Origin of the sequence: Aphanizomenon sp. UHCC 0183 (assembly GCF_009712065.1) — a bacterium.
Classification (GTDB): Bacteria; Cyanobacteriota; Cyanobacteriia; order Cyanobacteriales; family Nostocaceae; genus Dolichospermum; species Dolichospermum heterosporum.
Genome location: NZ_VILC01000005.1, coordinates 70,882 through 96,008, shown reverse-complemented (window position 1 = coordinate 96,008; position 25,127 = coordinate 70,882). Strand labels below are relative to the sequence as shown.

At 37.0% G+C, this 25,127-nt stretch carries 25 protein-coding genes and 2 pseudogenes; 10 read left to right on the top strand and 17 right to left on the bottom strand.

Features of this window, described 5'->3' with window-relative positions; all coding sequences use genetic code 11:
- Positions 1 to 355: 355 nt before the first annotated feature.
- The 9 genes and pseudogenes from FJR37_RS02890 to FJR37_RS02850 all read right to left on the bottom strand — a co-directional run.
- Complete coding sequence (locus FJR37_RS02890) at positions 356 to 601, bottom strand: hypothetical protein (RefSeq protein WP_168465256.1); 246 nt, start codon at positions 599 to 601, stop codon at positions 356 to 358.
- 8 nt (positions 602 to 609) lie between these two features.
- On the bottom strand, positions 610 to 1,176 hold the full coding sequence (ssuE, locus tag FJR37_RS02885; protein ID WP_168465255.1) for an NADPH-dependent FMN reductase: 567 nt from the start codon (positions 1,174 to 1,176) through the stop codon (positions 610 to 612).
- 34 nt (positions 1,177 to 1,210) lie between these two features.
- Positions 1,211 to 2,380, bottom strand: coding sequence for an FMNH2-dependent alkanesulfonate monooxygenase (gene ssuD / locus FJR37_RS02880; RefSeq protein ID WP_168465254.1), 1,170 nt, complete (start codon positions 2,378 to 2,380; stop codon positions 1,211 to 1,213).
- Between the two features lie 276 nt (positions 2,381 to 2,656).
- Positions 2,657 to 3,502: an aliphatic sulfonate ABC transporter permease SsuC gene (gene ssuC, locus FJR37_RS02875; protein ID WP_168465253.1), complete on the bottom strand. Its 846-nt coding sequence runs from the start codon at positions 3,500 to 3,502 to the stop codon at positions 2,657 to 2,659.
- A 76-nt stretch (positions 3,503 to 3,578) separates the two neighbouring features.
- Positions 3,579 to 4,616 (bottom strand): sulfonate ABC transporter substrate-binding protein, encoded by a 1,038-nt coding sequence (locus tag FJR37_RS02870; RefSeq protein ID WP_168465252.1) that lies wholly within the window; start codon positions 4,614 to 4,616, stop codon positions 3,579 to 3,581.
- A 60-nt stretch (positions 4,617 to 4,676) separates the two neighbouring features.
- Entirely contained in the window at positions 4,677 to 5,540 is an 864-nt protein-coding gene (locus FJR37_RS02865; RefSeq protein WP_168465251.1) for a TauD/TfdA family dioxygenase, read from the bottom strand.
- 113 nt (positions 5,541 to 5,653) lie between these two features.
- Positions 5,654 to 6,769 carry an aliphatic sulfonate ABC transporter substrate-binding protein gene (locus tag FJR37_RS02860; protein WP_027401206.1) on the bottom strand — a complete coding sequence of 372 codons (1,116 nt, stop codon included), beginning with the start codon at positions 6,767 to 6,769 and terminating at the stop codon, positions 5,654 to 5,656.
- A 429-nt stretch (positions 6,770 to 7,198) separates the two neighbouring features.
- A complete protein-coding gene (locus FJR37_RS02855; RefSeq protein WP_168465250.1) occupies positions 7,199 to 8,011 on the bottom strand; it encodes an ATP-binding cassette domain-containing protein in 813 nt (270 codons plus the stop codon).
- 520 nt (positions 8,012 to 8,531) lie between these two features.
- Positions 8,532 to 8,798 (bottom strand): annotated as a pseudogene (locus tag FJR37_RS02850) (NADPH-dependent oxidoreductase); the annotation flags it as partial.
- Between FJR37_RS02850 and FJR37_RS02845 the strand changes: the two are divergent.
- Positions 8,796 to 9,218: pseudogene (locus FJR37_RS02845) on the top strand (chromate transporter); the annotation flags it as partial. The pseudogenes FJR37_RS02850 and FJR37_RS02845 overlap by 3 nt on opposite strands.
- 444 nt (positions 9,219 to 9,662) lie before the next feature.
- Here the strand turns inward: FJR37_RS02845 and FJR37_RS02840 are convergent.
- From FJR37_RS02840 to FJR37_RS26760, 4 genes are all read right to left on the bottom strand, one after another.
- A complete protein-coding gene (locus FJR37_RS02840) occupies positions 9,663 to 10,970 on the bottom strand; it encodes an MFS transporter (RefSeq protein ID WP_168465249.1) in 1,308 nt (435 codons plus the stop codon).
- A gap of 28 nt (positions 10,971 to 10,998) precedes the next feature.
- Positions 10,999 to 11,748: an SDR family NAD(P)-dependent oxidoreductase gene (locus tag FJR37_RS02835; RefSeq protein WP_168465248.1), complete on the bottom strand. Its 750-nt coding sequence runs from the start codon at positions 11,746 to 11,748 to the stop codon at positions 10,999 to 11,001.
- Between the two features lie 70 nt (positions 11,749 to 11,818).
- Positions 11,819 to 12,574 carry an Mrp/NBP35 family ATP-binding protein gene (locus FJR37_RS02830; protein WP_371416087.1) on the bottom strand — a complete coding sequence of 252 codons (756 nt, stop codon included), beginning with the start codon at positions 12,572 to 12,574 and terminating at the stop codon, positions 11,819 to 11,821.
- The gene (locus FJR37_RS26760; protein WP_254434489.1) at positions 12,567 to 12,890 is read right to left on the bottom strand and encodes an iron-sulfur cluster assembly protein; all 324 of its coding nucleotides are present in this window, start codon (positions 12,888 to 12,890) and stop codon (positions 12,567 to 12,569) included. Before FJR37_RS26760 ends, FJR37_RS02830 begins: the two co-directional genes overlap by 8 nt.
- A 305-nt stretch (positions 12,891 to 13,195) precedes the next feature.
- Here FJR37_RS26760 and FJR37_RS02825 point away from each other — a divergent pair, with 305 nt between their 5' ends.
- The 6 genes from FJR37_RS02825 to FJR37_RS02800 all read left to right on the top strand — a co-directional run bounded on the left by FJR37_RS02825 (position 13,196) and on the right by FJR37_RS02800 (position 19,996).
- Positions 13,196 to 14,212, top strand: a complete 1,017-nt coding sequence (locus tag FJR37_RS02825) for a sulfonate ABC transporter substrate-binding protein (RefSeq protein ID WP_168465247.1) — start codon at positions 13,196 to 13,198, stop codon at positions 14,210 to 14,212.
- 128 nt (positions 14,213 to 14,340) lie between these two features.
- Positions 14,341 to 16,056: a fumarate reductase/succinate dehydrogenase flavoprotein subunit gene (locus FJR37_RS02820; protein ID WP_168465246.1), complete on the top strand. Its 1,716-nt coding sequence runs from the start codon at positions 14,341 to 14,343 to the stop codon at positions 16,054 to 16,056.
- Positions 16,057 to 16,322: 266 nt separating this feature from the next.
- The gene (locus tag FJR37_RS02815) at positions 16,323 to 17,153 is read left to right on the top strand and encodes a dienelactone hydrolase family protein (protein ID WP_168465259.1); all 831 of its coding nucleotides are present in this window, start codon (positions 16,323 to 16,325) and stop codon (positions 17,151 to 17,153) included.
- Positions 17,154 to 17,296: 143 nt separating this feature from the next.
- A complete protein-coding gene (locus tag FJR37_RS02810) occupies positions 17,297 to 18,601 on the top strand; it encodes an O-acetylhomoserine aminocarboxypropyltransferase/cysteine synthase family protein (RefSeq protein WP_168465245.1) in 1,305 nt (434 codons plus the stop codon).
- Positions 18,602 to 18,676: 75 nt separating this feature from the next.
- The gene (metX, locus tag FJR37_RS02805; protein ID WP_168465244.1) at positions 18,677 to 19,738 is read left to right on the top strand and encodes a homoserine O-acetyltransferase; all 1,062 of its coding nucleotides are present in this window, start codon (positions 18,677 to 18,679) and stop codon (positions 19,736 to 19,738) included.
- Positions 19,739 to 19,768: 30 nt separating this feature from the next.
- Positions 19,769 to 19,996, top strand: coding sequence for a ferredoxin family protein (locus tag FJR37_RS02800; RefSeq protein ID WP_035152298.1), 228 nt, complete (start codon positions 19,769 to 19,771; stop codon positions 19,994 to 19,996).
- 120 nt (positions 19,997 to 20,116) lie between these two features.
- Here FJR37_RS02800 and FJR37_RS02795 read toward each other — a convergent pair whose 3' ends face one another.
- The gene (locus FJR37_RS02795) at positions 20,117 to 20,368 is read right to left on the bottom strand and encodes a type II toxin-antitoxin system HicA family toxin (protein WP_168465243.1); all 252 of its coding nucleotides are present in this window, start codon (positions 20,366 to 20,368) and stop codon (positions 20,117 to 20,119) included.
- Complete coding sequence (locus tag FJR37_RS02790) at positions 20,361 to 20,870, bottom strand: DUF4365 domain-containing protein (protein ID WP_168465242.1); 510 nt, start codon at positions 20,868 to 20,870, stop codon at positions 20,361 to 20,363. Before FJR37_RS02790 ends, FJR37_RS02795 begins: the two co-directional genes overlap by 8 nt.
- A 41-nt stretch (positions 20,871 to 20,911) precedes the next feature.
- On the opposite strand from FJR37_RS02790, the gene FJR37_RS02785 reads away from it, so the two are divergent.
- The 3 genes from FJR37_RS02785 to FJR37_RS02775 all read left to right on the top strand — a co-directional run bounded on the left by FJR37_RS02785 (position 20,912) and on the right by FJR37_RS02775 (position 23,442).
- Positions 20,912 to 21,862, top strand: coding sequence for a HEAT repeat domain-containing protein (locus FJR37_RS02785; protein ID WP_168465241.1), 951 nt, complete (start codon positions 20,912 to 20,914; stop codon positions 21,860 to 21,862).
- 44 nt (positions 21,863 to 21,906) lie between these two features.
- Complete coding sequence (locus FJR37_RS02780) at positions 21,907 to 22,437, top strand: dual specificity protein phosphatase family protein (protein WP_168465240.1); 531 nt, start codon at positions 21,907 to 21,909, stop codon at positions 22,435 to 22,437.
- A gap of 240 nt (positions 22,438 to 22,677) precedes the next feature.
- On the top strand, positions 22,678 to 23,442 hold the full coding sequence (locus tag FJR37_RS02775) for a DUF4058 family protein (RefSeq protein ID WP_168465239.1): 765 nt from the start codon (positions 22,678 to 22,680) through the stop codon (positions 23,440 to 23,442).
- A gap of 196 nt (positions 23,443 to 23,638) precedes the next feature.
- On the opposite strand, the gene FJR37_RS02770 is transcribed toward FJR37_RS02775, so the two are convergent.
- On the bottom strand, positions 23,639 to 24,547 hold the full coding sequence (locus FJR37_RS02770) for a DUF4351 domain-containing protein (protein ID WP_168465238.1): 909 nt from the start codon (positions 24,545 to 24,547) through the stop codon (positions 23,639 to 23,641).
- Between the two features lie 361 nt (positions 24,548 to 24,908).
- Positions 24,909 to 25,127: tetratricopeptide repeat protein (locus tag FJR37_RS02765; RefSeq protein WP_168465237.1), on the bottom strand; the 219-nt coding region annotated here is incomplete at its 5' end.

The window sequence follows — 25,127 nt, the reverse complement described above, 5'->3', positions numbered from 1 at the left end:
AAAAAGGCTAGGTATTACCCTAGCCAAAAATCCACATCAACCGCAAACTATTATTGCTATTTTCAACCAACTAGTTACCGCTAATTAAACAATTACCATCGGTTTAAAACCATTTTATAATCCCACCAACAAAGGTATTTATCAATTTTGAGTCCAGGTTATTTCCCCTGGAGAAAATGTAAATAATTTAGTTGTGGGAACTGCTCGCTTGCAATTCTACGACAATTTTGATGATGAAATATGCAAACGATGGTAATTTTTTTGGGTTTATTAGTTGGGGTAAGATCCCCGACTTCTTATTTGATGATGTCAATTAAATTATTAACCAATGATAGAAGTCGGGGATCTCCTTTTTTTAGCAACTTAATATTTTTTTCTTGGACATTTTTAACTGTTTCCAGAGAATACGTATTTGTTTATAAGCCTCTTCTGAGGAAAGTTTACCACCAGTTTGTAGACCAGAAATATAGTTCACTCGTTGTGAAAAATCTTGAAGTTGGGCATTAAATTCTAAACGTTCTGAATTCAAATCTCCATAATAAGGACTACGAGGATAAAGAAAATCAGATAGTTCCGATAGCAAATCAGAGTATTGATTCATAAATACCTTTAGTTACTATATGCTAATTCCTTGGCATCAGGTTGGGATTTATTAACAGCTTGGATAAATTCGGTTAAAACTTCTTTGAGACGTTGATCAATTTCTTCATCCAATTGCAAACTACCATCAGCTTGAATTTGAATTTGCTTATCTACTGCGTAAACTGTACTTAAAATATGCCTTGCACCTAATTCACCTAAAACTGGTTTTAAAGCATATTCTATTGATAATAAATGAGCGATTGTACCACCAGTAGCTAAAGGTAATAAAACCTTACCATTCAAAGCTTTTTGAGGTAATAAATCTAAAAAAGATTTGAGTAAACCTGTGTAGGCAGCCTTATAAATTGGGGTGGCAATAATTACACCACTTGCTTGTTCTAATAATGCTTTTGGTTTTTCTAAAGCTGGACTGTTATAACGTCCATAAACTAAATCTTCAGCAGGTAAATCCCGTACAGAAATAATATTTGTTTCTAAGCCTTGTTCAGAAAGAATTTGAGTTGCATATTCCAAAATTCCGTAGGTTCTAGAAGGATGAGAAGGACTACCCGCGATCGCTAAAATATAAGCCATCTGACAAAAACCTCTTGATTTAATTAATTTTTAACTAATCTACAGTTGCTACTGTTGTTTCTCTAAGTTGTTCTTGAAGCTGTTGAGGAAATTCCCGGTTAGCAACAATTTCACCAAAAGGACTTAATAATTGTGGTTCTATTGTTGGTAAATTATCCAAAGGTAAACGAGGAAAAAGCAATTCTGCTACCCGATAAGCTTCCTCTAAATGGGGATAACCAGAAAAGATAAAAGTATCAATTCCTACGTCTGCATATTCCTGCATTCTTCTAGCAACAGTATCAGGATCACCTACTAATGCAGTTCCCGCACCACCCCGAACCAAACCGATTCCTGCCCATAAATTAGGGCTAATTTCTAATGCTTCCCGACTACCATTATGTAATTCCTTCATCCGCTGTTGTCCAACTGAATCCATGCGAGAATAGGCTTGTTGGGATTTTTTAATAGCCTCATCATCTACATAACGAATCAAATCATTAGCAGCATCCCAAGCTTGACTTTCAGTTTCTCTGACAATGACATGAAGACGAATACCAAAGCTTAATGTTCGGCCTTGTGCTGCGGCCAAACGTTTTACAGAAGCAATTTTTTCTGCTACTTGTTGAGGTGGTTCACCCCAAGTTAAATAAACATCAACGTGCTTGGCAGCAATTACTTGAGCAATCGGAGAAGAACCACCAAACCACAAAGGAGGATGAGGTTTCTGGATATTAGGGAATAGAATTTTCCCCTCTTTAATATTGAGATAATCACCTTCAAAATTAGAAATTTCACCTCCAGCAATTTCTCGCCAAACTGTTAAAAATTCATCAGTTAGTTGATAGCGATCGTCATGACTAAGATGCAAACCATCACCAGCTAATTCAACAGGATCACCACCAGTCACGACATTAATTAATAATCGTCCGCCAGAAATTCTATCAAAAGTTGCTGCCATTCTCGCCGCTACTCCTGGTGACATCAACCCCGGACGGATTGCTACTAAAAACCGCATTTTTTTAGTGTGCGTTACCAAAGTTGAAGCCAAAATCCAGGCATCTTCACAAGAACGACCGGTAGGTAATAAAGCCCCTGTAAACCCTAATTGATCAACTGCTTGGGCAATTTGTCGCCAATAATCAAAATTCACTGAACGACCACCTGTAGCAGTTCCTAGATAGCGTCCATCGCCATGTGTGGGAATAAACCAAAGAACTTGCATGATATTTAAGTGTAAAACTTTGTAATCAAAAACTCAATCAATAACTACGCTAACTCTATCGGTAAACCGTATTATTTGGGTAATGACTAAGAGTATTACATAAATGGACTAAGAAAACAATACTTTTACCAAAATCAACTTTAATCCTATCGGGTATTAGTAGATTAAGGGACTTCCAAATAAAAAAATGTCCCAAAACTGACGCAAAAATTCTCTCTCTGTGTTCTCTGTGCCTCTGTGGTTCGTTTATTGGGATAATTTATTTCTTGGAAGTCCCTAGCCCTTTAAATAACTGGGATTCCATTGCAACCAGTAGTTTTCCAAAGCTTTAGCAATTATATCAGCCAGTTTACCGAACAACGCATAGATTACAATACTTAAAACTACAACATCAGTTTGCATAAATTCTCTAGCATTAGTAGCCATATAACCAATACCAGAATCAGCAGCAATAGTTTCTGCTACAATGAGTGTTAACCACATAATCCCTAAAGAGAACCGCACACCAACTAAAATTGAAGACATTGCCCCTGGGAGAATAATTCGCCAGAATAAACCCCAAGTATTTAAACCGTAAATTTTACCCATTTCAATCAATCCGTGATCAACACTACGAATCCCATGAAAAGTGTTTAAATAAATGGGAAACATGACACCCAAAGATACCAGGAATAATCTTGCCTCATCACCAATTCCAAACCATAAAATTACCAATGGAATTAATGCTAAGTTGGGAATATTCCGCAGCATTTGCATGGATGTATCTAGTAACTTTTCTGCAATAGGAGAAATACCATTAAGTAAACCTAAACTAAAGCCAATACTTCCTCCAAGTAAAAATCCAGATACTGCTCTTAGAGAGCTAATACCAATATTTCTCGGAAGTTCACCGCTTTGAGTTAATTTAATAGCAGCCGTAACAACTGCTAAAGGTGCAGGTAATATTCTTGTAGGAATAACACCAATAGAAGACAAAAACTGCCACACTACAATTATTGTAATTGGCACAAGCCAAGGGATAAATGATTGGAAATAACGATTTTTGATAAACTTAAACTGGAACTTATTTTTTTTAGTTCCATACTTTGAGGAAAAATCAGTAGGAGGAGAGGAAACTTTCATAATAATTTATTAAGTGATGAGGAAAATAATTATGGCGGTGTTTAGCCGCCATGCTAAGAATCAGAATAACTACAGGTTATTTCTTACTAATTCTTTGGGGTGTAATAGCCACATATTGTTGAGAACTTAAAACTGATTCTTTAATGGCAATTTGTTTAGGAATAACTCCTTCTTTATAAAACAAATCGGCAATGCGTTGTTGTTCAGCAACAAGAGATGAGTTGATTGGACGTAAACGGAATGTACGTCTACGAACTACCACAGCTAAAAGTGCAGGATCAAGTTTTAGTTCAGGTGCAAGAATTTTTACAACTTCATCAGGATTAGATTCAGCCCATTCTCCTAATTTATCTACCTCTTCTAAAACTATCCGCACAACTTCTGGATTTTCCACAGCAAAACTCCGTCTAGCCATATAAAATCCGCCTTGAGTGGCAATTCTGGAAGCATTTCTTAAAACACGAGCATTAGCATTTTTTTGGACGAATGCAACAAATGGGTCCCAAGCAACCCAAGCATCAATTTTCTTTTGAATAAAAGCATCACGGGCTTCTGCTGGAGTTAAACTAACTGCTTGGATATCGCTATATTTTAAACCTACTTCACCTAATGCTCTAAGTAGTAAATAATGTGATGCTGATCCTTTTTGAAAAACAACTTTTTTACCTTTAAGATCCTTAACTGTCTTAATAGGAGAATCTGGCTGAACAACAATAGCACTACCTTCACCTTTACTAGGTTTACGTCCAGCAATATAAGCTAATTGAGCGCCAGCAGCTTGAGCAAAAATGGGTGGTGTTTCTCCCACAGAACCAATATCAACTCTGTTAGCATTCATCGCTTCCATTAATTGTGGACCAGCGGGAAATGGAGACCATTCTACCTTGATACCTAAAGGCTCAAGACGCTTATCTACCACTCCTTTGATTTTCACAATATCACCAGATGTTTGATAAGCAAGTCGGACTACTTTTGTCTTGATACCTGTTTTGTTAGTAGCATTTTGAGCTTGTACTATACTAGTCGCAATAGGAGCAGAAACAAGAGCTAAGGCTAATGCTGAGTATTGAAAGAATTTCTGTAAAACTGTGCGTCGTGGTAACTTAAAGTTCATAATTATGTCTCCTCACTTAATTTCAATTCAAATTGTTTTATTACTGTTTGACTACAAAACCTAAAATGGGCGACTACCCGCTAAACTAATCCGTTTCATAACCCGACGTTGATTAGGATCAAAAGCTTGGCGATAATGTAATGTCGATTGATTATCCCAGTAGACAATATCGCCTACAGACCATTTATGTTGATAATAAAATTTAGATTGATGCAGATGATTTCTCAACTGTTCAATTAATTCTTTTCCTTCTTGGGGTTCTAAACCGACAACTTCAACTTCTGTGGTATAATCTAAATACAAAATCTTCTTACCACTTTCTGGATGTGTTCTCACCAATGGGTGGGGAAAGACAGGACTAATGAGAGGAATATTCTTATTCTCACGATATTTTTGGCGAGGTTCTCCTGGCTTATTTAAAAATGGATTATAGGTAATCAACCGCAAATCTGCAATTCGTTGTTTGGTTGATTCATCCAAAGTTTCATAAGCCAAATTGAGATTTAACCAAGAAGTATCTCCACCTTCAGATGGTACTTCTAAAGCATAAAGTAGAGAACCACTAGAAGGATAGGGTGTCCATTTATGATCAGAATGAAACGCTAATTCACCTGTACCTGTGTAACCACCATCAACATTAGAAACGGGAATTATAACTGGTGTTACTCCTGGCTGAGAAGCGAGAACTGGAACATTATCTGGTGGGACAAATAATGAACCAAAATTAAAGCTAAATTTCAAAAATTCCTCATCATTAAGATGTTGATTTTTGAAAATGAGAATATGATAATCTCTAAGTGCTTGTTTTAATTGTAAAATAACTTCAGGTAGAACTTTTTCACTAGCATCTAGTCCAGTAATAACTGCTCCTAATGGAGCATCAAGAGGAGTAATTTGGAAATTAGTTAAAGTAAGTGTGGGCATAGTTAAAAATCAAATTCATTCAAGTTATATAATTGTGTCAAAAATCAAATTAAGTTTTATTCTTTCCCATTGTTGTTAACATAAAAAAGAAAGAATAAAACTACTACAAATTGCTATTTCTTCGCAAGCACTTCCTTGGGAGTAAATGCAGCATATTGTTGGGGTGTTAAAAACCCATCTCTAACATTTACTTTTTTAGGTATAAGCCCCAAGCTATACCACTTATCTGCAACTTCTTGTTGTTTTTTGATCACTTTTGCATTAATTGGTACTAATGCAAAATCATATTTGTCGTGCATTTTCTCTAAAGTTGGGGCATCAAGCTGAGTTGTAGCAGCTAGTAACTGAGCAATTTCTTTACGGTTATTTTTAGACCAATTTTGTGCTTTTTGTAATTCTTCAAAAAAGATTTTAATTACTTGAGGATTTTCTTGGTAGTATTTACGAGTGGTGGTATAAAAGTTATTAGTATCTCTTAAACCTTTACCACCATCTAATAAGACCCGACCCACTTTGTTTTGGACATTTCTGGTGACAAATGGCTCCCAAATAAACCAAGCATCTACTTTACCTTGGCTAAAGGCGGCGTTAGCATCTGGAGGCGCTAAAAAAACTGAAGTTACGTCAGTAAGTTTTAAACCTTCTTTTTCCGCTGCTCTAACTGTGAGGTAATGTCCAATAGATGCTTTTTGGAAAGCAACTTTTTTGCCTTTCAAATCCTTAAACCTTTTAACAGGTGAATTGGGGGGAACTAGAAGTGAAATTGCTCTACCATCAGAGGAGTTAGCTGCTAAATATACGAGAGGAACTCCGGCTGCTTGAGAGAAAACTGGAGGTGATTCGGCTGTAGACGCAATATCAAGTCCATTTGCATTTAAAGCTTCTAACTGTTGTGGTCCAGCAGCAAATTCAGGCCATTCAACTTTATAGCCTAAAGCTCCTAATCGTTTTTCTAAAGTGCCTTTTTTTTCTAAAACTGCTAAGGCTGTAAGCTGTTTAGAACGAACTATTCGGACTACTTTTTTATCATTACTGGCAATTAGTTTACTATTTGTGTTAGTTGTACTGCCAGTAGATGAAATTGCTTGCTGTTGAGCGCTATTTTGGGGTGTATTCCAAGTGAATAACGCAGCAGATAGGACTAAACTAGAGCTAAAAGCGGATAAAGCAGAACGACGAGTAATCCGTTTATTTTTCCAGGATTGAAATTTATTTTCCCAATTCAGCATGATTAAATACCCCTTTTTTGTGAACGTTTTTTAGCTTTGTTAAATATTTAAGAAAGTGAGGTAGAAAAAATAATCTACCTCAACAAGGCATGAGAAAACCTAAAAATAACTGACAGTAATGCTTGGTAAGCTATGTAGAGAATATCAGTTATAAGTCAAATACCAAGATTGTTTAAACCCTAAGATTAGAAAAGAGAAGTTGAGAAAAATTGGCGTTCTCACTTTTCACCAATATCACCTACTAACTCTAAATAATCTGAGAAGGCATTGGGAAATTTCTGGGTATGAACTTAGGTGTTGATCAGAGGATAGCCTAGATAACACCGTGGGATGACTACTGAAACGCCTATCTGTGCAAATTTGACTTTTTGCAGACTTTCTATGGCGATAGTCATAATTTTTGCTCCAAACAGTTTCTAGTAATGACATTTAGGCAGATACAGAACTCAATAAATAAGAAGAAGACGATGATGAAGATCCAGTTTCTAGTGATTCTTGTTTACCCATAACTCTATCTAAAATTCTCTCTACGAGCTTCGCAAACTTTGCATCTCCTCTAGCCCGTGGACGGGGCAGATCAATTTTTACATTCAGACTAATTTGACCATTTTCAATCAAAATTACTCTGTCTGCTAATACCACAGCTTCTTCCACATCATGGGTAATTAATAGTGATGTAAATCCTTGTTCTTGCCACAAACGTTCTAATAATTGCTGCATTTCAATTCTAGTTAAAGCATCCAACGCTCCCAATGGTTCATCTAGTAGTAATAAAGAAGGTTTACTGGCCAAGGCTCTGGCTAAAGCTACCCGTTGTCTTTGTCCACCGGAAAGGACGGAAGGCCATTCATGAGCGCGGTCTTCTAATCCTACTTCACGCAGCACTTGTAAAGCCGTTTGCTTGGCATAAACTTTGGAATTAGTACCTATTAAACCTAACTCTACATTTGCCAATACTCGTTGCCAAGGTAACAAACGAGCGTCTTGAAACATCATGCGGATAGCGGGATTAATGGGTTTATCAGAATATTTGCCATTTAACAAAACATCACCGCCACTGGGAGCATCTAACCCAGCAACTAGACGCAACATTGTACTTTTACCGCAGCCACTGCGACCAACAATAGCCACAAATTCCCCTGGTTGAATTTCTAAATCAATTCCTTCTAAAACAGTTTTATTTCCAAAGGACTTTCTCAGTCCTTCAAGATTTAATTGCATTCCTTTTACTTGATTAGTCATGATCAAAACCTCTTAGTTGTGGATGTTTGATTGGTTATTTGGAGTAAATCTGTCAAACAAAAATAGACAATACTTGTGTAGGATTTTTCTGAGCCGAAATTCTGAGAAAATTTATATATTTATTTTCCGGCTTGAGGAAATTTTAAGATTGACAGAAACTATTCGCTTTTATTTACCTGAATATTTCTGGACAGAAGGTTTTAGTAAACAAGCATCTGGCATGACCTACCAGTCTGCTTGTTGTGCCAATCTGTTTTTCCCAGGTATAATCTACTGTAAATTGGTCGGAATACAGTAGCTTTAATTTAGTGTGGCATAACTAGATAAAAATTGCAAGTCTATTTGAGAAGAAATTTATGAAAAATACCCATAAAAAAATCCCCACTTGTTTATGAGGATTTATTTCATAAAAGATTTGGCAATTAATATATTAATTGCTGACATCAAACAATAGGAAAAATTTATTTTTGACTATTTGTTAACAAATTCTTGTGATTTATATTCTTGTTACAAAAGTTAATTATTGTAATTTAAACCCCAAATTATTCAGAATTTCTTTTAATCTATGCCGACCAGATAATGATTCAGCCGATGCTACCCTTTTACTAGAATGTTCCGACCAATCACCAGGAATATTCATGTGTTGTGAATTGTAAAAATTTGCCATGATTTGGTTATATTCTGATATGCCTTGCTCTTGTTGGGCAAGTTGATATGTTTCTCGATGTACCACCACTGATTGTGGTAAACGTGGTTTAATTGCCACCTTGACAATGGGATCAGCATAGATGCGATCGCTATTGGTCAATTTACCCCTGGTCCAGTGCTGTCTACTGCCACCTTTATCGGCTATGTCTTAGCTGGTGTACCTGGTGCCATAGTAGCTACCATTGGTATTTTCCTACCATCTTTTCTCTTCGTTGCTGCCTTAAATCCGATTATTCCCCGTTTACGCAGTTCTGCTTGGACAAGATCATTTTTAGATGCTGTGAATGCCAGTGCTGTAGCACTGATGGTAGTAGCTGCCTTGCAACTGGGAATAGCTACTTTAAAAATAGCAAAACCACCCTATGTAGATATTCTGGGGATAGCGATCGCACTCATCTCCACAGTTTTGATTACTCGCTACCGCATCAATGCCGCTTGGCTAGTTTTAGGTAGTAGTTTAATTGGTTATGGTGCTATGGCTTTAGGTTATATCAAATAAAATACCTGTTATGGGTGTAGATAGAGCAAACAATCCCAGTAATGAATATTGAACAAATCTGTTGAAAAATGTACGGCGTTTTGGTAAAAATGGTATTTTCATGGCGGAAATTTCTGAGGCTTATTTGAAGTTGAATAAAATTCTAGAACTTAAAACTATTATACATTTAGAGGATGATTAGCGGGCAAGACTTGTACTGAGCTTGTCGATAGCGTAGCGTGGCGTTAGCCATAGTATGCCCGCACCACAAGAAATTTTTGGGGATTTTATTTCTTGGAAGTCCCTAATACATTTCTTGTTTATCGAGATTTATTTTTAGCATTTCAGCTAATGGCTGAATACTCACTAAGAAAGGTAAAAATTTAGGTAAAGTGATAAAATACCCAAATTCTTTTGTTTAGTCAGAAGTCGGAAATCTGCTTATAAACAAGTGCTATAGCCTCATTAAGACAGTAATCCCATTTCTTGATATATGGGGTTTACCACTTTTCTAATATTTGATATTTGTCTAGCAAAAAAATAAGTTCCCAAAATACAACAAACACCACCAAATGATAAGGAATTAGCAACGCCAATATGATTTGCTAATCCTCCAAAAAATAAATTACCAAAAGGCAATATTCCCAAAAAAGTTGTCATAAATATACTGGTTACTCGTCCTCTTTTATCTTCTTCCACTAAAATTACTTGCAGAAAATTACTAATTGAAGCTAGAGTTAGTGTGTTAGTTAATCCCACAATAAAGATTAATACTAAACAAATTTCTAGCTGTGTTGAACGAGAAAATAATATTAATGATACTCCCAGCACTAGAGTAGAAATTACCATAACCTTCTCTAGTCCTATGACTTGTTTACGCTGCATGAGATAAATCCCAGAAAAGATAGAACCAAAAGCTGTAGAAGTCATCAAAAAGCCCATCGTTTCTGCATTGCCTTTTAAGACTTCTTTGGCAAATATTGGCATGAGATTTACATAAGTCATTGCCATAAAGCAAACTATAATTTGCAATATTAAAATAGATTTAATAGGCACAAAATTATAGACAAAAATAAATCCTTCTTTTAAGTTATGCCAAATTTTTGGAGATTTTGATGTAGATAAATTATTGATATTTGGTTTTATCCGCATGATTAAGATAGCTAATATAAAAGGCAAATAGCTAATAGCATCTACTAAGAAACATAAACCTACTCCATTTCTAGCAATTATCAAACCCCCAATCATAGGACTAACAAATTTAGCTGTATTAATTAAAAATGAATGCACAGCCATTGCACTATAAGTATCACTTCTGTTTTCTAGCAATCTGGGGATAGTTACTTGACGTGCTGGTAAATCAAAAGCTTTGACTATGCCCTGAAGAATACCAATGATAATAATATCTGTAAAATTTATCTGATTACTAACAGTTAAAAAAGTTAGTAATGAAGATAAAATAATAGATACTATCTGAGTGATTAACAAAACATATTTTAAATTCCATCTATCTAGTAATACTCCTACCAATGGTGTAATAACCAAGCCCATTGCTTGATTAGTGAAGCCTGCAACACCAACTAACATAGCTGAATTTGTTAATTGATAAACCATCCATACTAGGGCAATTTGTGTCATCCAAGAGCCGAAAAAAGACACGCTTTCCCCAATGAGAAAACCAAATAAATTGGGTGATTTAATTGCAGGTGAGATTTTCAAAAAAGCAAATATTTTGTTGCTTTTTTTTAATGATGTGCTATTTTCTTCTAACATTAATATTACCTATTTTCAGGTATAGTCATTACCGATCTTGCTGAGTTGGACGAATCAAGATTTCATTCACATTTACGTGCTGTGGTTGGCTAACAGCATAAAGTATTGCTGCTGCGATATCTTCACTTTGTAATGGTGTAATTGCTTTCCGTCTGGCTGCAATTTCCTGCTTTGCTACTACATCGGTAATATGCTGATCAATTTCTGTTTCTACTAAACCAGGCTCGATGATAGTAACGCGGATATTATCTTGATATACTTCCTGTCTTAATGCTTCCGAAAAGGCATTTACACCCCATTTAGTGACATTGTAAGCTGCCATTCCTGCACGGGCAATGCGTCCGGCAACGGATGAAATATTAACAATATGTCCTGATTTTTGCGCTTTGAAAATAGGTAATACGGTGTGCGTTGTGTACATTAACGCTAAAACATTAATATCAATCATTTTCCGCCAGTTTGACGGATCTGCATTTTCAATCCTGCCGGGAAATGATATACCTGCATTGTTTACTAAAATATCTACACGCCCAAATTCCGCATTAGCTGTTTGTACCAACTTTTTAACTTGAACTTCATCGGTAATATCTGCAATAACGGATAAGGCTTTTCCACCATTGTCAGTAATATGTTTTGCTACCGCTTCTAAACGCTCTCCCCTTCTAGCTGCAATTACTACTTTTGCTCCTTCTGCTGCTAATGAAATAGCCGTAGCTTCCCCAATTCCTGAAGAAGCCCCGGTAATAATAGCCACTTTCCCTTCTAATTTACCTGCCATAGTGAACACCCATTGATTAACTTAAAATACGGTATCTACATCAAGATACTGTGGATTAAAACTAAGCATCTCATAAATAACTAGAAAAAGCAAGAAAAGTAGCCTCTAATGCCGTAGCAATGTGTATAAATACTTGACTTGTAATTGTGCTAGAGTCAACAAGGGTAAGAGGTTGCCCAGTATCACCACCATTACAGATACGAGGATCGAGGGGAATTTTGCCTAAAAGTGGTGCTTGGAGTTCATTTGACAATTTTTCACCGCCACCACTCCCAAAAATCGCAGTTTCTTCCCCATTTACGCCGATAAAATAGCTCATATTCTCGATAATACCGAGAACAGGAACACCCACTTGGCGAAACATATAGATACTGCGACGCACATCAGCAACAGCGACCTGTTGAGGTGTTGTTACCAATATCACCCCACAAATCGGGCTTTCTTGCACAATCGTAATTTGAGCATCACCAGTACCGGGAGGCAAATCTATTAACAGATAGTCCAATTCTCCCCATTCAACATCATGTATAAATTGAGTAATGATTTTATGTAATACAGGTCCACGCCAGGCTAAAGGATGATCCGGTTCTGCTAACAATCCTACAGACATGACTTTGATACCATGAGCTTCTAATGGTAAAAATTTCTGCCCATTAGCAGTATCAATAACCGTAACTTCAGATTGTCCTAATCCAAGCATCTGAGGAACGTTGGGACCATAAACATCAGCATCTAATAAACCCACTTTTGCTCCCGTTAATTTCAACGCTGCGGCTAAATTAACTGCGGTTGTGGATTTACCTACACCCCCTTTACCGCTAGATATGGCTAATGTCGTTTTTACCCCTGGAATTGTACAAACTTGAATGTAGGTTTTTTTTACACCAAGCTAGTGGTGATAATACTGCTTTAATCTCTGCTTCTAAGTGCTGCTGACGAGAACCTATATACAAGCGCAAATAAATATATTGATCAACTATCCGCAGATTTCGCACCATTCCCAAACTAATGATGTCGTTTTTTAGGGTGGGTTCAATTACTTGTTTCAGGAGTTGGATAACTTCTTCTTGTTGAAGATTGGCAGGATTTATTTGTACTTCCTCGCCCACAACACTTTTGTTCAAATCTAATTTTTCTGGCATTTTACGGTACATAAGGGTATAATACTACACGCACGGTTAATATTTTTCCATAGACCTCTTGCATTCAAATCACTTTTATGTGATTATTTAAGAATAAAATACGGTAACTTGATTGATATACTGTAGTTTTATCATAAATTCACCTAAAGATAGCCCTCAGACTAGAACTCTGGGGCTATAAAACCCACATTCCGCCTACTCGGACTCTTTGAACCCACTCAGGTGAGTTTTGTCTGTGTAGCCGTGATTTCCGATCGCCATCTGTTTCTAGATTCTCTTTACTCCGATTAGTTGAAGTTGGGATTATGTTTCTTAAAAAATCGAACATTCGCACTTTTTCTTTACTATTTACAGTTGGATTAGGTTCAACATTAGCTGGTTCTGTTTTTTCTCCCAATGTTGGGACAATTCAGAAAGCTAATGCAAATACAATCGCTCAAAATAACAATAGCAAGACAGTAATCCGTATTGGTTATCAAAAAGCAGCAACTATCCTCTATGCACTCAAAGCAAAAGGAGAATTAGAAAAAACCTTAAAAGCCTCTGGTGCTTCTGTTACTTGGACTGAATTTCCCGCCGGACCACCAATGTTAGAAGCTCTAAACGCTGGTAGTATTGATTTTGGCTACACAGGAGAAGCACCACCTATATTTGCTCAAGCGGCTGGAGTTCCTCTAGTTTATGTTGCCTATGACCCTTATGGACCTAAAGCAGAAGCAATTCTTGTACATAAGGACTCACCAATTAAAAATGTAGCTGATCTCAAAGGTAAAAAAGTGGCTTTTGCGAAAGGAGCAAATGTTAATTATTTGGTAGTCAAAGCACTGCAAAAAGCCGGATTAAAATATACTGATATTAAGCCAACTTTCCTCGCACCTGCTGATGGCCGTGCTGCTTTTGAAGGGAAAAATGTTGATGCTTGGGCAGTTTGGGACCCTTATTTAGCTGCTGCTCAAAAAGCCACAGGCGCACGTACTCTTACAGATGCCACTGGACTAGCTCCCAATCGAGGTTATTATTTGGCTGCTAAATCCTTTGCAGAGAAAAATCCAGCGGGTTTAAAAACAGTTTTGGCTGGAGTAAGTAAAGTCAGTGATTGGGCAAAGGGTAATCCTAAAGATGTGGCAAAGTTACTTTCTCCTGTATTGGGTATAGATGCGGCTGTATTAGAGGTAGCAGAAAAAAGACGCAAGTATGGCGTTCTGCCATTAACCAATGATGTAATTGCCAAACAACAAGAAATTGCTGATACTTTCTATAAAATAAACTTGATTCCTAAAGAAATCAAGGTTAAAGAAATAGTTTGGCAAGGTAAGAAATAGTTTGGTGATTGGTAATTGGTAATGTAGAAATTACTAATTATCAATTATCTTTTTAAATCTGCCTTTAGTCTCTCTCCGTCTCTGCGCCTCTGCGTGAGAAAAAACACATTTTAAACTTTAAAAGATATATGGTGACAAACATCAATACACAGTGGCTAAAAACCGATGTTTTAGTAATTGGAGGTGGGACTGCGGGGACAATGGCAGGGATTAAAGCTAAACAGGCAAATCCTGATGCTGAGGTATTAATTTTAGAGAAAGCAAATATACGCCGTAGTGGTGCGATCGCCATGGGAATGGATGGAGTTAATACAGCCGTCATTCCTGGCAATTCTACCCCAGAACAATACGTCCGCGAAATCACAATTTCTAATGATGGTATTCTGCACCAAAAAGCCGTTTATCAAACAGGTAAATTAGGTTTTGAAACCATTCAAGAATTAGAAAGTTGGGGCGTTAAATTCCAAAAAGATCCCCAAGGGAATTATGATGTTAAACAAGTGCATCGGGTAGGCAAATATGTCTTACCCATGCCAGAAGGTAAAGACTTAAAAACCATTCTTACCCGCCAAGTAAAACGTCATAAAGTGAAAGTCACAAACCGCGTCATGGCAACTAGAATACTAGTAAAAGATGGTAAAGCTATTGGTGCAGTTGGATTTGATGTACGCGGTGGTGATTTTGTAGTTATTCAAGCCAAAGCCGTCATCCTTTCTACAGGTGCTTGTGGACGTTTGGGTTTACCTGCATCTGGTTATCTTTATGGAACTTATGAAAACCCCACAAATGCCGGAGATGGTTATTCAATGGCTTATCATGCAGGAGCAGAATTAAGCAACATTGAATGCTTCCAAATCAACCCATTAATTAAAGATTATAACGGGCCAGCCTGTGCCTATGTTGCTGGACCCTATGGAGCATATACCGCCAATGCCGAAGGAAACCGCTTCATTAATTGCGATTATTGGAGTGGACAAATGATGTTAGAAATCTGGAAAGAATTAAACTCTGGTAAAGGACCAATTCAAATGAAAATGACTCATTTGGATGAAGATACAATTTCCGAAATTGAGTCTGTTCTATGGGCAAATGAACGACCGAGTAGAGAACGTTTTCATGAGGGTAGAGGTGAAAATTACCGCACTCATGGGGTAGAAATGAACATCTCAGAAATAGGATTATGTAGTGGACATAGTGCGTCTGGTGTGTGGGTGAATGAAAAAGCAGAAACTACAGTACCTGGACTCTATGCAGCCGGAGATATGGCCAGTGTTCCTCATAATTATATGATTGGTGCATTTGTCTTTGGTCGGTTAGCAGGAGAAAATGCGATAGATTATATTGAAAATTTAGAACATATAGAAGTTGATACTGATTTTTTAGAGGCTGAAAAAGCAAGAATTTACGCACCATTAAATCAACCTAACGGGATTCCCCATACCCAAGTTGAATATAAATTACGCCGACTGGTAAATGATTATTTACAACCGCCAAAATCCGGTAATAAAATGAAAATTGGACTAAATAATTTTGTGCAGTATCATGAAGTATTAGCCCAAATGGGAGCGCGTGATCCTCATGAACTAATGCGATGTATGGAAGTACATTTTATTCGTGATTGTGCAGAAATGGCAGCACGAGCATCTTTATATCGTCGGGAAAGTCGTTGGGGTTTATATCATTATCGGTTGGATTATCCAAATAAGAATAATGAAGAGTGGTTTTGTCATGTGAATTTGAAAAAAGATGAAGCAGAAGAAATGATCTTATTTAAGCGTCCAGTTGAGCCTTATGTTGTGGAGGTTGATTTACAGCAAGAAGTTTATAACGTTGCTGTTAGATAAATGGAATGATTAAGTTAAGTAATTGGACAAAAATATTTACAGTCATTGCGAGGGAAGGGAAGCAATCACAACCCTTGGAATTGCTTCATTTCACTTCGTTCCATATGGCTAACGCCACGCAAAGCTTACGCAATGACATTGTGTAATTAATTCTGTCTCACTACTTAATACGGTTAAGTCAAGAAAAAGTAGGTTGGGTTAAGCAACAGCACCACTCAACAAAAAGATTGATAATGTTAGGTTTCTTTTAAGGTAATTTAAAGATGATTCAAGAAATAACACGCCGTGAATTTATCGCTACTGCTGCTTTAACAACTGGTTTTGCTTTAGCAGTACAACCTGTTTCCGCTAAAGTGATTACCACAGATACTAAAGGATTAATTGCGGGAGTGGTGAAAATTCCCGTCAAAGATGGGGAAATTCCAGCATATAGAGCGCAACCAGAAAAGGGTGAAAATTTTCCTATTGTCTTAGTAATTCAAGAAATATTTGGGGTACATGAACATATACAGGATGTTGTGCGACGCTTTGCTAAATTAGGCTATTTAGCGATCGCACCAGAACTATTCATTCGCCAAGATGATGTCTCAAAATTAAGCAATATTGACGAAATTCGCCAAATTGTTGCCAAAGTTCCCGACTCTCAAGTTTTATCAGATTTAGATGCTACTGTCGCTTGGGCAGTAAAATCAGCAAAAGGTAACGCTGATAAATTAGCAATTACGGGTTTTTGCTGGGGTGGTCGAATTACCTGGCTATATGCAGCACATAATCCCAATGTAAAAGCAGGTGTAGCTTGGTACGGGAGATTGGTAGGCAATGCTACCGAGCTACAACCCAAACATCCCATTGATATTGCTTTTGAGTTAAAAGTCCCCGTGCTGGGACTCTATGGAGGTCAAGATACAGGTATTCCTGTGGAAACAGTAGAACAAATACGAGAAAAACTTAAATCTAGCAGCAGTAAATCGGAGATAATTGTTTATCCTGATGCACCTCACGCCTTTTTTGCCGATTATCGCCCTTCCTACCGCGAAAAAGAAGCCCAGGATGGTTGGCAACGTCTCCAGAAATGGTTTAAACAGTATGGAGTGTGAGTTTCAAGATTTCTAGAACTTACGCACAAATTACGGATAAACGAACCGCAGAGGCGCAGAGGACACAGAGAAATAAGAGTTTGAAAGGTTTTGCGTAAGTTCGAATTTCATGTTTTGATAGTCAACCTATTTAAATACTAACTATGTCAGAAAATTATCGTTTTGAAACCCTACAAGTCCATGCTGGACAAGAACCTGCACCTGGTACTAATGCCCGTGCTGTACCAATTTATCAAACTACTTCCTACGTTTTTGATGATGCTGAACATGGAGCGCGGTTATTTGCTCTCCAGGAGTTTGGTAACATTTATACCCGGATTATGAATCCGACAACGGATGTATTTGAAAAACGGATTGCGGCTTTAGAAGGGGGCGTAGCAGCTTTAGCTACTGCAAGCGGTCAAGCAGCACAATTTTTGGCAATAAGTACGATCGCTCAAGCAGGAGATAATATTGTTGCTACCAGTTTCCTCTATGGGGGAACTTATAACCAGTTCAAAGTTACTCTTCCGCGATTGGGAATTAATGTCAAATTTGTGGAAGGAGATGATCCAGAAAATTTCCGTCAGGCAATTGATGAAAACACCAAAGCCTTGTATGTTGAAACCATTGGTAATCCTCAATTCAATATCCCAGACTTTGCTGCTTTAGCCCACATTGCCCACGAAAATGGCATTCCTTTAATTGTAGATAATACCTTCGGTGCAGGTGGATATCTAGCACGACCCATTGAACATGGTGCAGATATTGTTGTAGAATCTGCTACTAAATGGATAGGTGGTCATGGTACATCTATTGGCGGCGTAATAGTAGATTCTGGTAAATTTGATTGGGGTAACGGCAAATTTCCCCTCTTTACCGAACCTTCCCCCGGTTATCATGGATTGAATTTTCAAGAAGTATTTGGGAAAGGGAGTCAATTTGGTAATATTGCCTTTATTATTCGTGCCAGAGTGGAAGGATTACGAGATTTAGGAGCAGCATTAAGTCCATTTAACGCTTTTCTATTACTGCAAGGATTAGAAACCCTTTCCCTGCGTGTAGAACGTCATGTCAATAATGCTTTAGAATTAGCTAAATGGTTAGAACAACAAGAGCAGGTAGCATGGGTTAATTATCCCGGACTTCCCAATCATCCCTATCATGAACGCGCTAAAAAATATCTTCGACATGGCTTTGGTGGCGTTCTTAATTTTGGTATTAAGGGGGGATTAGAAGCAGGTAAAGCTTTTATTAGTAATGTGAAATTAGCCAGTCATTTAGCAAATGTCGGTGATGCTAAAACTTTGGTAATTCATCCTGCTTCTACAACTCATCAACAGCTAAGTAATAGTGAACAACTTTCGGCTGGTGTAACACCAGATTTAGTACGGGTATCTGTGGGAATTGAACATATTGACGATATTAAGGAGGATTTTGAGCAAGCATTTAAGAAGGTTTCTGGCTAATATACCAAAAGAAAAAGATCCCCGACTTCTTTAAGAAGTCGGGGATCTGGGGATCTATAGCTAATTGCTAATTTTATGAAATACTTAGACTTCATTTCATCAAAAACCCAGTTTTACCAATTATCAGCACCATTTTCATTAGAATCTGGTGAAGTATTAATTGGTGTTCAGGTTGCTTATCGTATCTGGGGAAAATTAAATGCAAACCGCGATAATGGAGTCTTAATTTGTCACGCGCTCACTGGTTCTGCTGATGCTGATGATTGGTGGGGAGATTTGTTTGGTTCAGGAAAAGTCTTTGATCCTGACCAAGATTTTATCGTGTGCAGCAACATTTTAGGAAGTTGTTACGGTACAACTGGAGCAACTTCTATTAACCCAAATACAGGAAAGGTTTATGGTGGATCTTTTCCTGGAATTACAATTAGGGATATGGTTAACCTCCAATCTGCACTATTAGAATATTTAGATATTCAATCTCTACAGTTAGTAATTGGCGGTTCATTGGGTGGAATGCAAGTTTTAGAATGGGCTTTATTATATCCAGAAAAGGTGAGAGCGATCGCACCAATGGCTGCACCTGGAAGACATTCAGCATGGTCTATTGGCTTGGGTGAAGCACAAAGACAGGCAATTTATATAGATCCAAATTGGCAAGGGGGAAACTATACAATTGATGCACCTCCGAACCAAGGACTAGCAGTAGCAAGAATGATGGCAATGATTACCTATCGTTATTGGGAGAGTTTTACAAATCGTTTTAGAAGACAGCAAGATGAATCTAATCAGTTTGCGATCGCCAGTTATTTACAATATCAAGGTCAAAAACTAATAGAACGTTTTGATGCTAATACTTATATTACATTAACTCAGGCAATGGATAGTCATGATGTTAGTTGGAACAGAAAAGATTATCAATCAGTTTTGCAAAGTATCAAACAACCAACTTTAGTTGTGTCTATTGATTCTGATGTTCTTTATCCTCCAGTAGAACAACAAGAATTAGTAGATTTAATCCCTCATGCTCAATTGGGGTTGCTCAAATCAACTCACGGACATGATGCGTTTTTAATTGATATGGAAGCATTGAATAAAATGGTAGTCTCTTTTAGGGAAGAATGGGAATTTTTTGGTTAATTTTTAATGAAATTAGGGAGTTACAAAATTATGGCTTTAATCACACAAAGAGTTGATGTTCCTGTAATTGTGGATGAATCTAAATGTTTAGAAAAATGTGTTGCTTGTATTGAAGTTTGTCCTCTGGATGTGTTAGCAAAAAATCCAGAAACGGGAAAAGCCTATATGAAATATGATGAATGTTGGTTCTGTCTACCCTGCGAGAAGGAATGTCCAACAAACGCCATTACAGTCCAAATTCCTTTCTTATTGCGGTAATTTACAGCAGATTCCTTTGTTATGAGGTACAGTCTAAATATTCTTGGTTTTTGACTTCCACTTTATATCTGAAAATAAAGTGTACCTCATTGCATCGGTAAGTGCTGTATAGCTGATGCTTTAGCTGGCAACTTTTTCTAAAAAACTGTCAAAAGTATTCGTATTGATCAACCCATTTTCTACCAATACTCGACGTACAGTTACCAAATGCACAAGTTGAACATACGCCTGTGGTTCGTAAGCTGGTAAAATTACCAAAGTTCCTGACAATGGATATTGATATACTTGCTGAGAACCTGTTGTTGGTACTTTTGTAAAACCTATCTTGAAAAGCAAATGTTCTAGGTCAGTAAACTGAATATCTCTAAACATGATGACGAATTACTCCCTGTAATTGGTTTAGAATACAATTCCGGTATTCAGCGAATTTTTTGATTGCCTCTTGATCTAGTATATTTGTTTTAGGCAAGTGAACGGTAACACTTTCACCAACTTTAGATAGATCAAAACCTGCCCAATTTTCAAAATATGCCTGTAAGTATAACCAATAAGCTATATCCAACTGAGCGTCATATACAATTAGAATACACGGCATAGGCTCAAACAACCACAATTCCAAGTCCGAACGCGCTATGCTAAAAGTAATAGTTTCTTGATCTGCAAGTGTTCTGAGAGAATCTGTAGCTTTTAATTGTAAGTAAATTTGACCATTTTCAATTTCACTATTTATGTTATATGTAAAAAGAATTAAATCAAACCCATAATCATACTCAACTCTCTCTACGGAATAACCACATAAAAATACATATCGTTCAACATGATTTACGCTCAAATCTGCTATTATATGTTCTCTAGGTCGTTTCTTTTTTGCCATTAATTAAATTTACCTAAACTTTTGTAGATTATACCAAAAAAATGTTTACAGATACAGATTCAGAGTTAAATCAATGGTTGGAAATGTTGCGATCGCCTGATGTGAGTGATCGCCTAGTTGCGGTAAAATCTCTACAGCATCTTGGAGAAGACGCAGCAGTTGACGCTTTAATTATCGCACTGGAAGACGAAAGCACCGCAGTCCAAAAAATTGCCGTATCTGCACTTTGGGAACTTGCTAATCCTGTTGCTGTACCTGCTTTATTAAAAACTCTTGCTTCCCCAGATGAAGACGTTCGCACCGAAGGATTATCAGCATTAGGTGAATTAGTCACCACAGATCATTTATTGCTTTTATTGGATGCACTAAATCAAGAAAATATCAACCTGCAAATTAACATCTTAATCTTATTGCGGAAGATACATGATATTCAATCTCTACCTGCGGTGTTATCTTTCTTTGATTCCAAATATCCACAACTACGAGAAACTGCTATTACAACTCTACGCTATTTAAACCAGGTGCAAATATGTCCACCAGCTTTATCTTTGATGAATGATCCTGATGATAATGTCCGTCGTGCAGTAACATTAACTTTAGGACATTTAGCAGATAAGGAAGTTGTAGAATTATTAACTCAATCACTCACTTCCGATCCTGATTGGCAAGTACGACGCAATGCAGCTAAATCTTTAGCAATTCACGCTAATTCAGCAGCGGTTCCGGCTTTAAAAATTGCGCTAAAAGATGAGCATTGGCAAGTGAGAAAGTTTGTTCTTCAGGTATTACAAAAAATGCCAGATCAAAATTTATTACCTGATTTGATTAAAGCATTAACAGACGAATATTCTGATGTGAGAAAAGAGGCAGCTATAGCACTTGGTAATTTAGAAAATGCTCAGGCTTTAAATGCACTCCAACAAGCACTAGATGATCCTGATCGAGATGTTTCTATTTACGCAGAAAAAGCAATTAAAAAGATAAGGAGATAGATCCCCGACTTCTTTGAGAAGTCGGGGATCTGGATAAGTTGAAGATGTACAAATTTGCTGCTGCTTGGGAACAAGAAACAATAGTTTTTGGTGCTTCTCAACCTGGATATTCTGATCATCAGGTGTATGATTGGATTGAGTTTATGAAATCCCAAAACATTCAGCGAGTTTGCTGTTTACTTAGTGAAAAACAACTAGCTAATTATGCCCATCTTTTAGATATATATTGCCAAGAATTTGGTAATCAACAAGTTTGTTGGACACCAATTGAGGATTTTCATTTATCTGATTTAGAAACACTCACAGAGAAAATACTGCCTTTTTTAATCACAGCAAATCAACAAAATGAAAAAGTAGTTGTGCATTGTGCTGGTGGAATTGGTCGCACTGGACATATATTAGCAGCGTGGTTAGTTAGTGTGCGGGGATTTTCTAATCAAGATGCAATTTCTGCTGTTATAAGAACAGGGAGAAATCCTCATGAAGCTGTAATGTTAAGTAAAAATCCGTTACAAGTTGCAGAAGAATTAAATGTACTGCTGAATAATTGTCGTCTAGCATTCTTAACTAATTGATGGATATTGCTGAATTTGTCTAAAAAATCAGCAATTTATAAACGAAAGAATCGGTATTTATCGTTTGATTGATTTTTTCAGAGTCATCGTGATGGTTTAAATTATTGTCAATAAGTAGACGTTAATGCAAATGTTTGGGTCATTATTGAGATTAAATAGTCCTTATTGATAAGATGCGTTTCCCCTGAGTGATAAAATAATTATATCAAGGGAGATGTAAATAAATTGGAGACAAGGCAAATGCAAAATCCGTTTCCTGGTATGAATCCGTATTTAGAACAACCTGAATTGTGGCATCAAGTACATAACCGTTTGATTGTCGCTATAGCTGATGATTTAACTCCTCAAATTGCCCCTAAATACAGGGTTTCTATTGAGGAGCGAGTTTACACAAGTGTAGATGATATTTTCTTAGTGGGAATTGCTGATGTAGCCGTTGCGAAAAGAAATAATAATGCAGAAACTGGGACAACTTTAACTACTACAAAAGTGGCTGAACCTAGTAAGGTTAAAGTTCCCATGTATGAAGAGGTAATTGAGAGATTTTTGGAAGTAAAAGCAACACAAAGCCGAGAAGTAGTGACTGTAATTGAAATACTTTCACCCAAAAATAAACGGTCTAAGGAAGGTAGAACAGTTTACGAAACCAAGCGACAGAAAATTTTAGCATCTGCAACTAATCTAGTGGAAATTGATTTATTGAGATTAGGTGAATCCTTGCCAATTCTAGGAGCAAATAAAAGCGATTATCACATTTTAGTTAGCCGTAGTCATCAACGACCAGATGCAGACCTTTACAGTTTTAATTTACAAGATCCTATTCCTGTTTTTCCCGTTCCTTTGCGTTCGGGAGAAGATGAACCTGTGATTGATTTACAGAGGTTACTTAATGAAATCTATGAACGGGCTAGATTTGATTTAGCAATTGATTATTCACAATTCCTAAAACCTGGTTTATCTTCTGAACAGGAAACTTGGGTAAGGGAGATTTTGGATAATATTTAGACAGTGTAAGTATAGATGAGATTTTAGCTTGCAACCTTTTCTAAAAAGCTGTCGAAAGAATTGGTATTGATTAACCCATTTTCTACCAATATTCGACGTACAGCTACCAAATGCACAGGTTGAACATACGCCTGTTGTGCGTAAGCTGGTAAAATGACCAAAGTTCCTGACAATGGATATTGATAGATTTAATGAATTAGATTGAGTGTTGGGTTAACCAAGCTTCTAAATCAGCAACACTAGAAAAGTCTAATAACGCCTCTCCTAAGTTTTCTAACTGTTCAATTGATAATCCTATAATTCGCTCGATTAATAACGAATCAATTTCCCCAATCCGACGATGTAGTAGACGCAGTATTAAGTTTTTTTCTCCTTCTTGCTTTCCTTCTTGTCTTCCTTCTTCTTTAGCTTGTTCTCTATTTCTTTGATAAAGTGGTTCTAGTCGCATAATTAACTCCCTATCATCTGTTTCTAGTTCTTGATTTACTCTCAAATTTTCGCGCAAGTTGTAAACTAATTCCAGGGTGGCTTTTTGGTATGGATGATCTAATGGTAACGCTTGCAACTCGATAATTGCTTGTGATTGTACGCTTCCCCTACCCAAAAGCCTCAACCATAAAGTCTCCGGTGTTTGTGGTAGTTGGTGTATTGCCACAATTGCTGTTCGCAAGGCATCTGCTAAAAAATGTACTCCCGATAACCAATTTTCTTTTTGGATAGTTCCAAAGCTAGATAAACGAGTTTCAGATATAGTGGGGGTTAAAATCCACAATTTAGGAATTTCTGACTCCTGAAGTTTGATTTTATGGGCTTTGGCTTCTCGTCGCAATGAAGCCTTGACTTCTAATAACTTGAGAATACAGTCGCAGATTTCATCGCTAGAAGCTGGATTGCGGTATGGTTCTATTATTGCAGGATTTTCGGCAAGTCTTCCTAGTAACCCCAGTATTTGTAATTTAGAAGTTTGTTGTTTAGCAGGTGTGAATAAAACATCAATTTCTTTAATTTCTCCTGAGACTTTTTCTGATGCTTTGACTTCTCCGTAATCTTTCAATAGCTCTTCTAGATAGTCTTTGGCGAATTTATCATGTATAAACCTAGTCATTAAATTTTAATTTTGAGTAAAATCTGGGAAATAATTTGGACTTTTATTATATAGCAGTTAGGAATTTTCCGTAAGAGGATGTTTGAAAATTTTTTGGTGTTAAGAACAATAGGTCAGATTCTCTCATTGTTGTTTGGGTAGTTTTATTAATAAATATTAAGTAATTTTATGTTTTTTATCTCACGCAAAGACGCAAAGGAAGAAATAGAGAAATAAGGTTGGATTTCATTTTCTTTAACCCAACTTTGTATCTTTGTATCTTAGGCAAGATTAACATATTGTCTTCATTGTGATGGTCGAGACGCAATTTGAAACCCAGATTTTTCATGAACCATCTGTAAGTCGTACAAGATTAATGTTCCTATGTATCAATCCATTCAGTGCTATAATGATAAATGTAGGAAAGTTCCTCCTTGTAACCTGCTTCATCACCTATTTGCTTATAGATATCTGCGGCTGTTTGAAAGTCATCAATTCCACCTTGCTTATCTCCTAATTGATGACGAACATCTCCTCGGTTGTGATAAGCACTGGCAAAGTTAGGATCAATCTGGATAGCCTGAGTGTAATCTTCAATTGC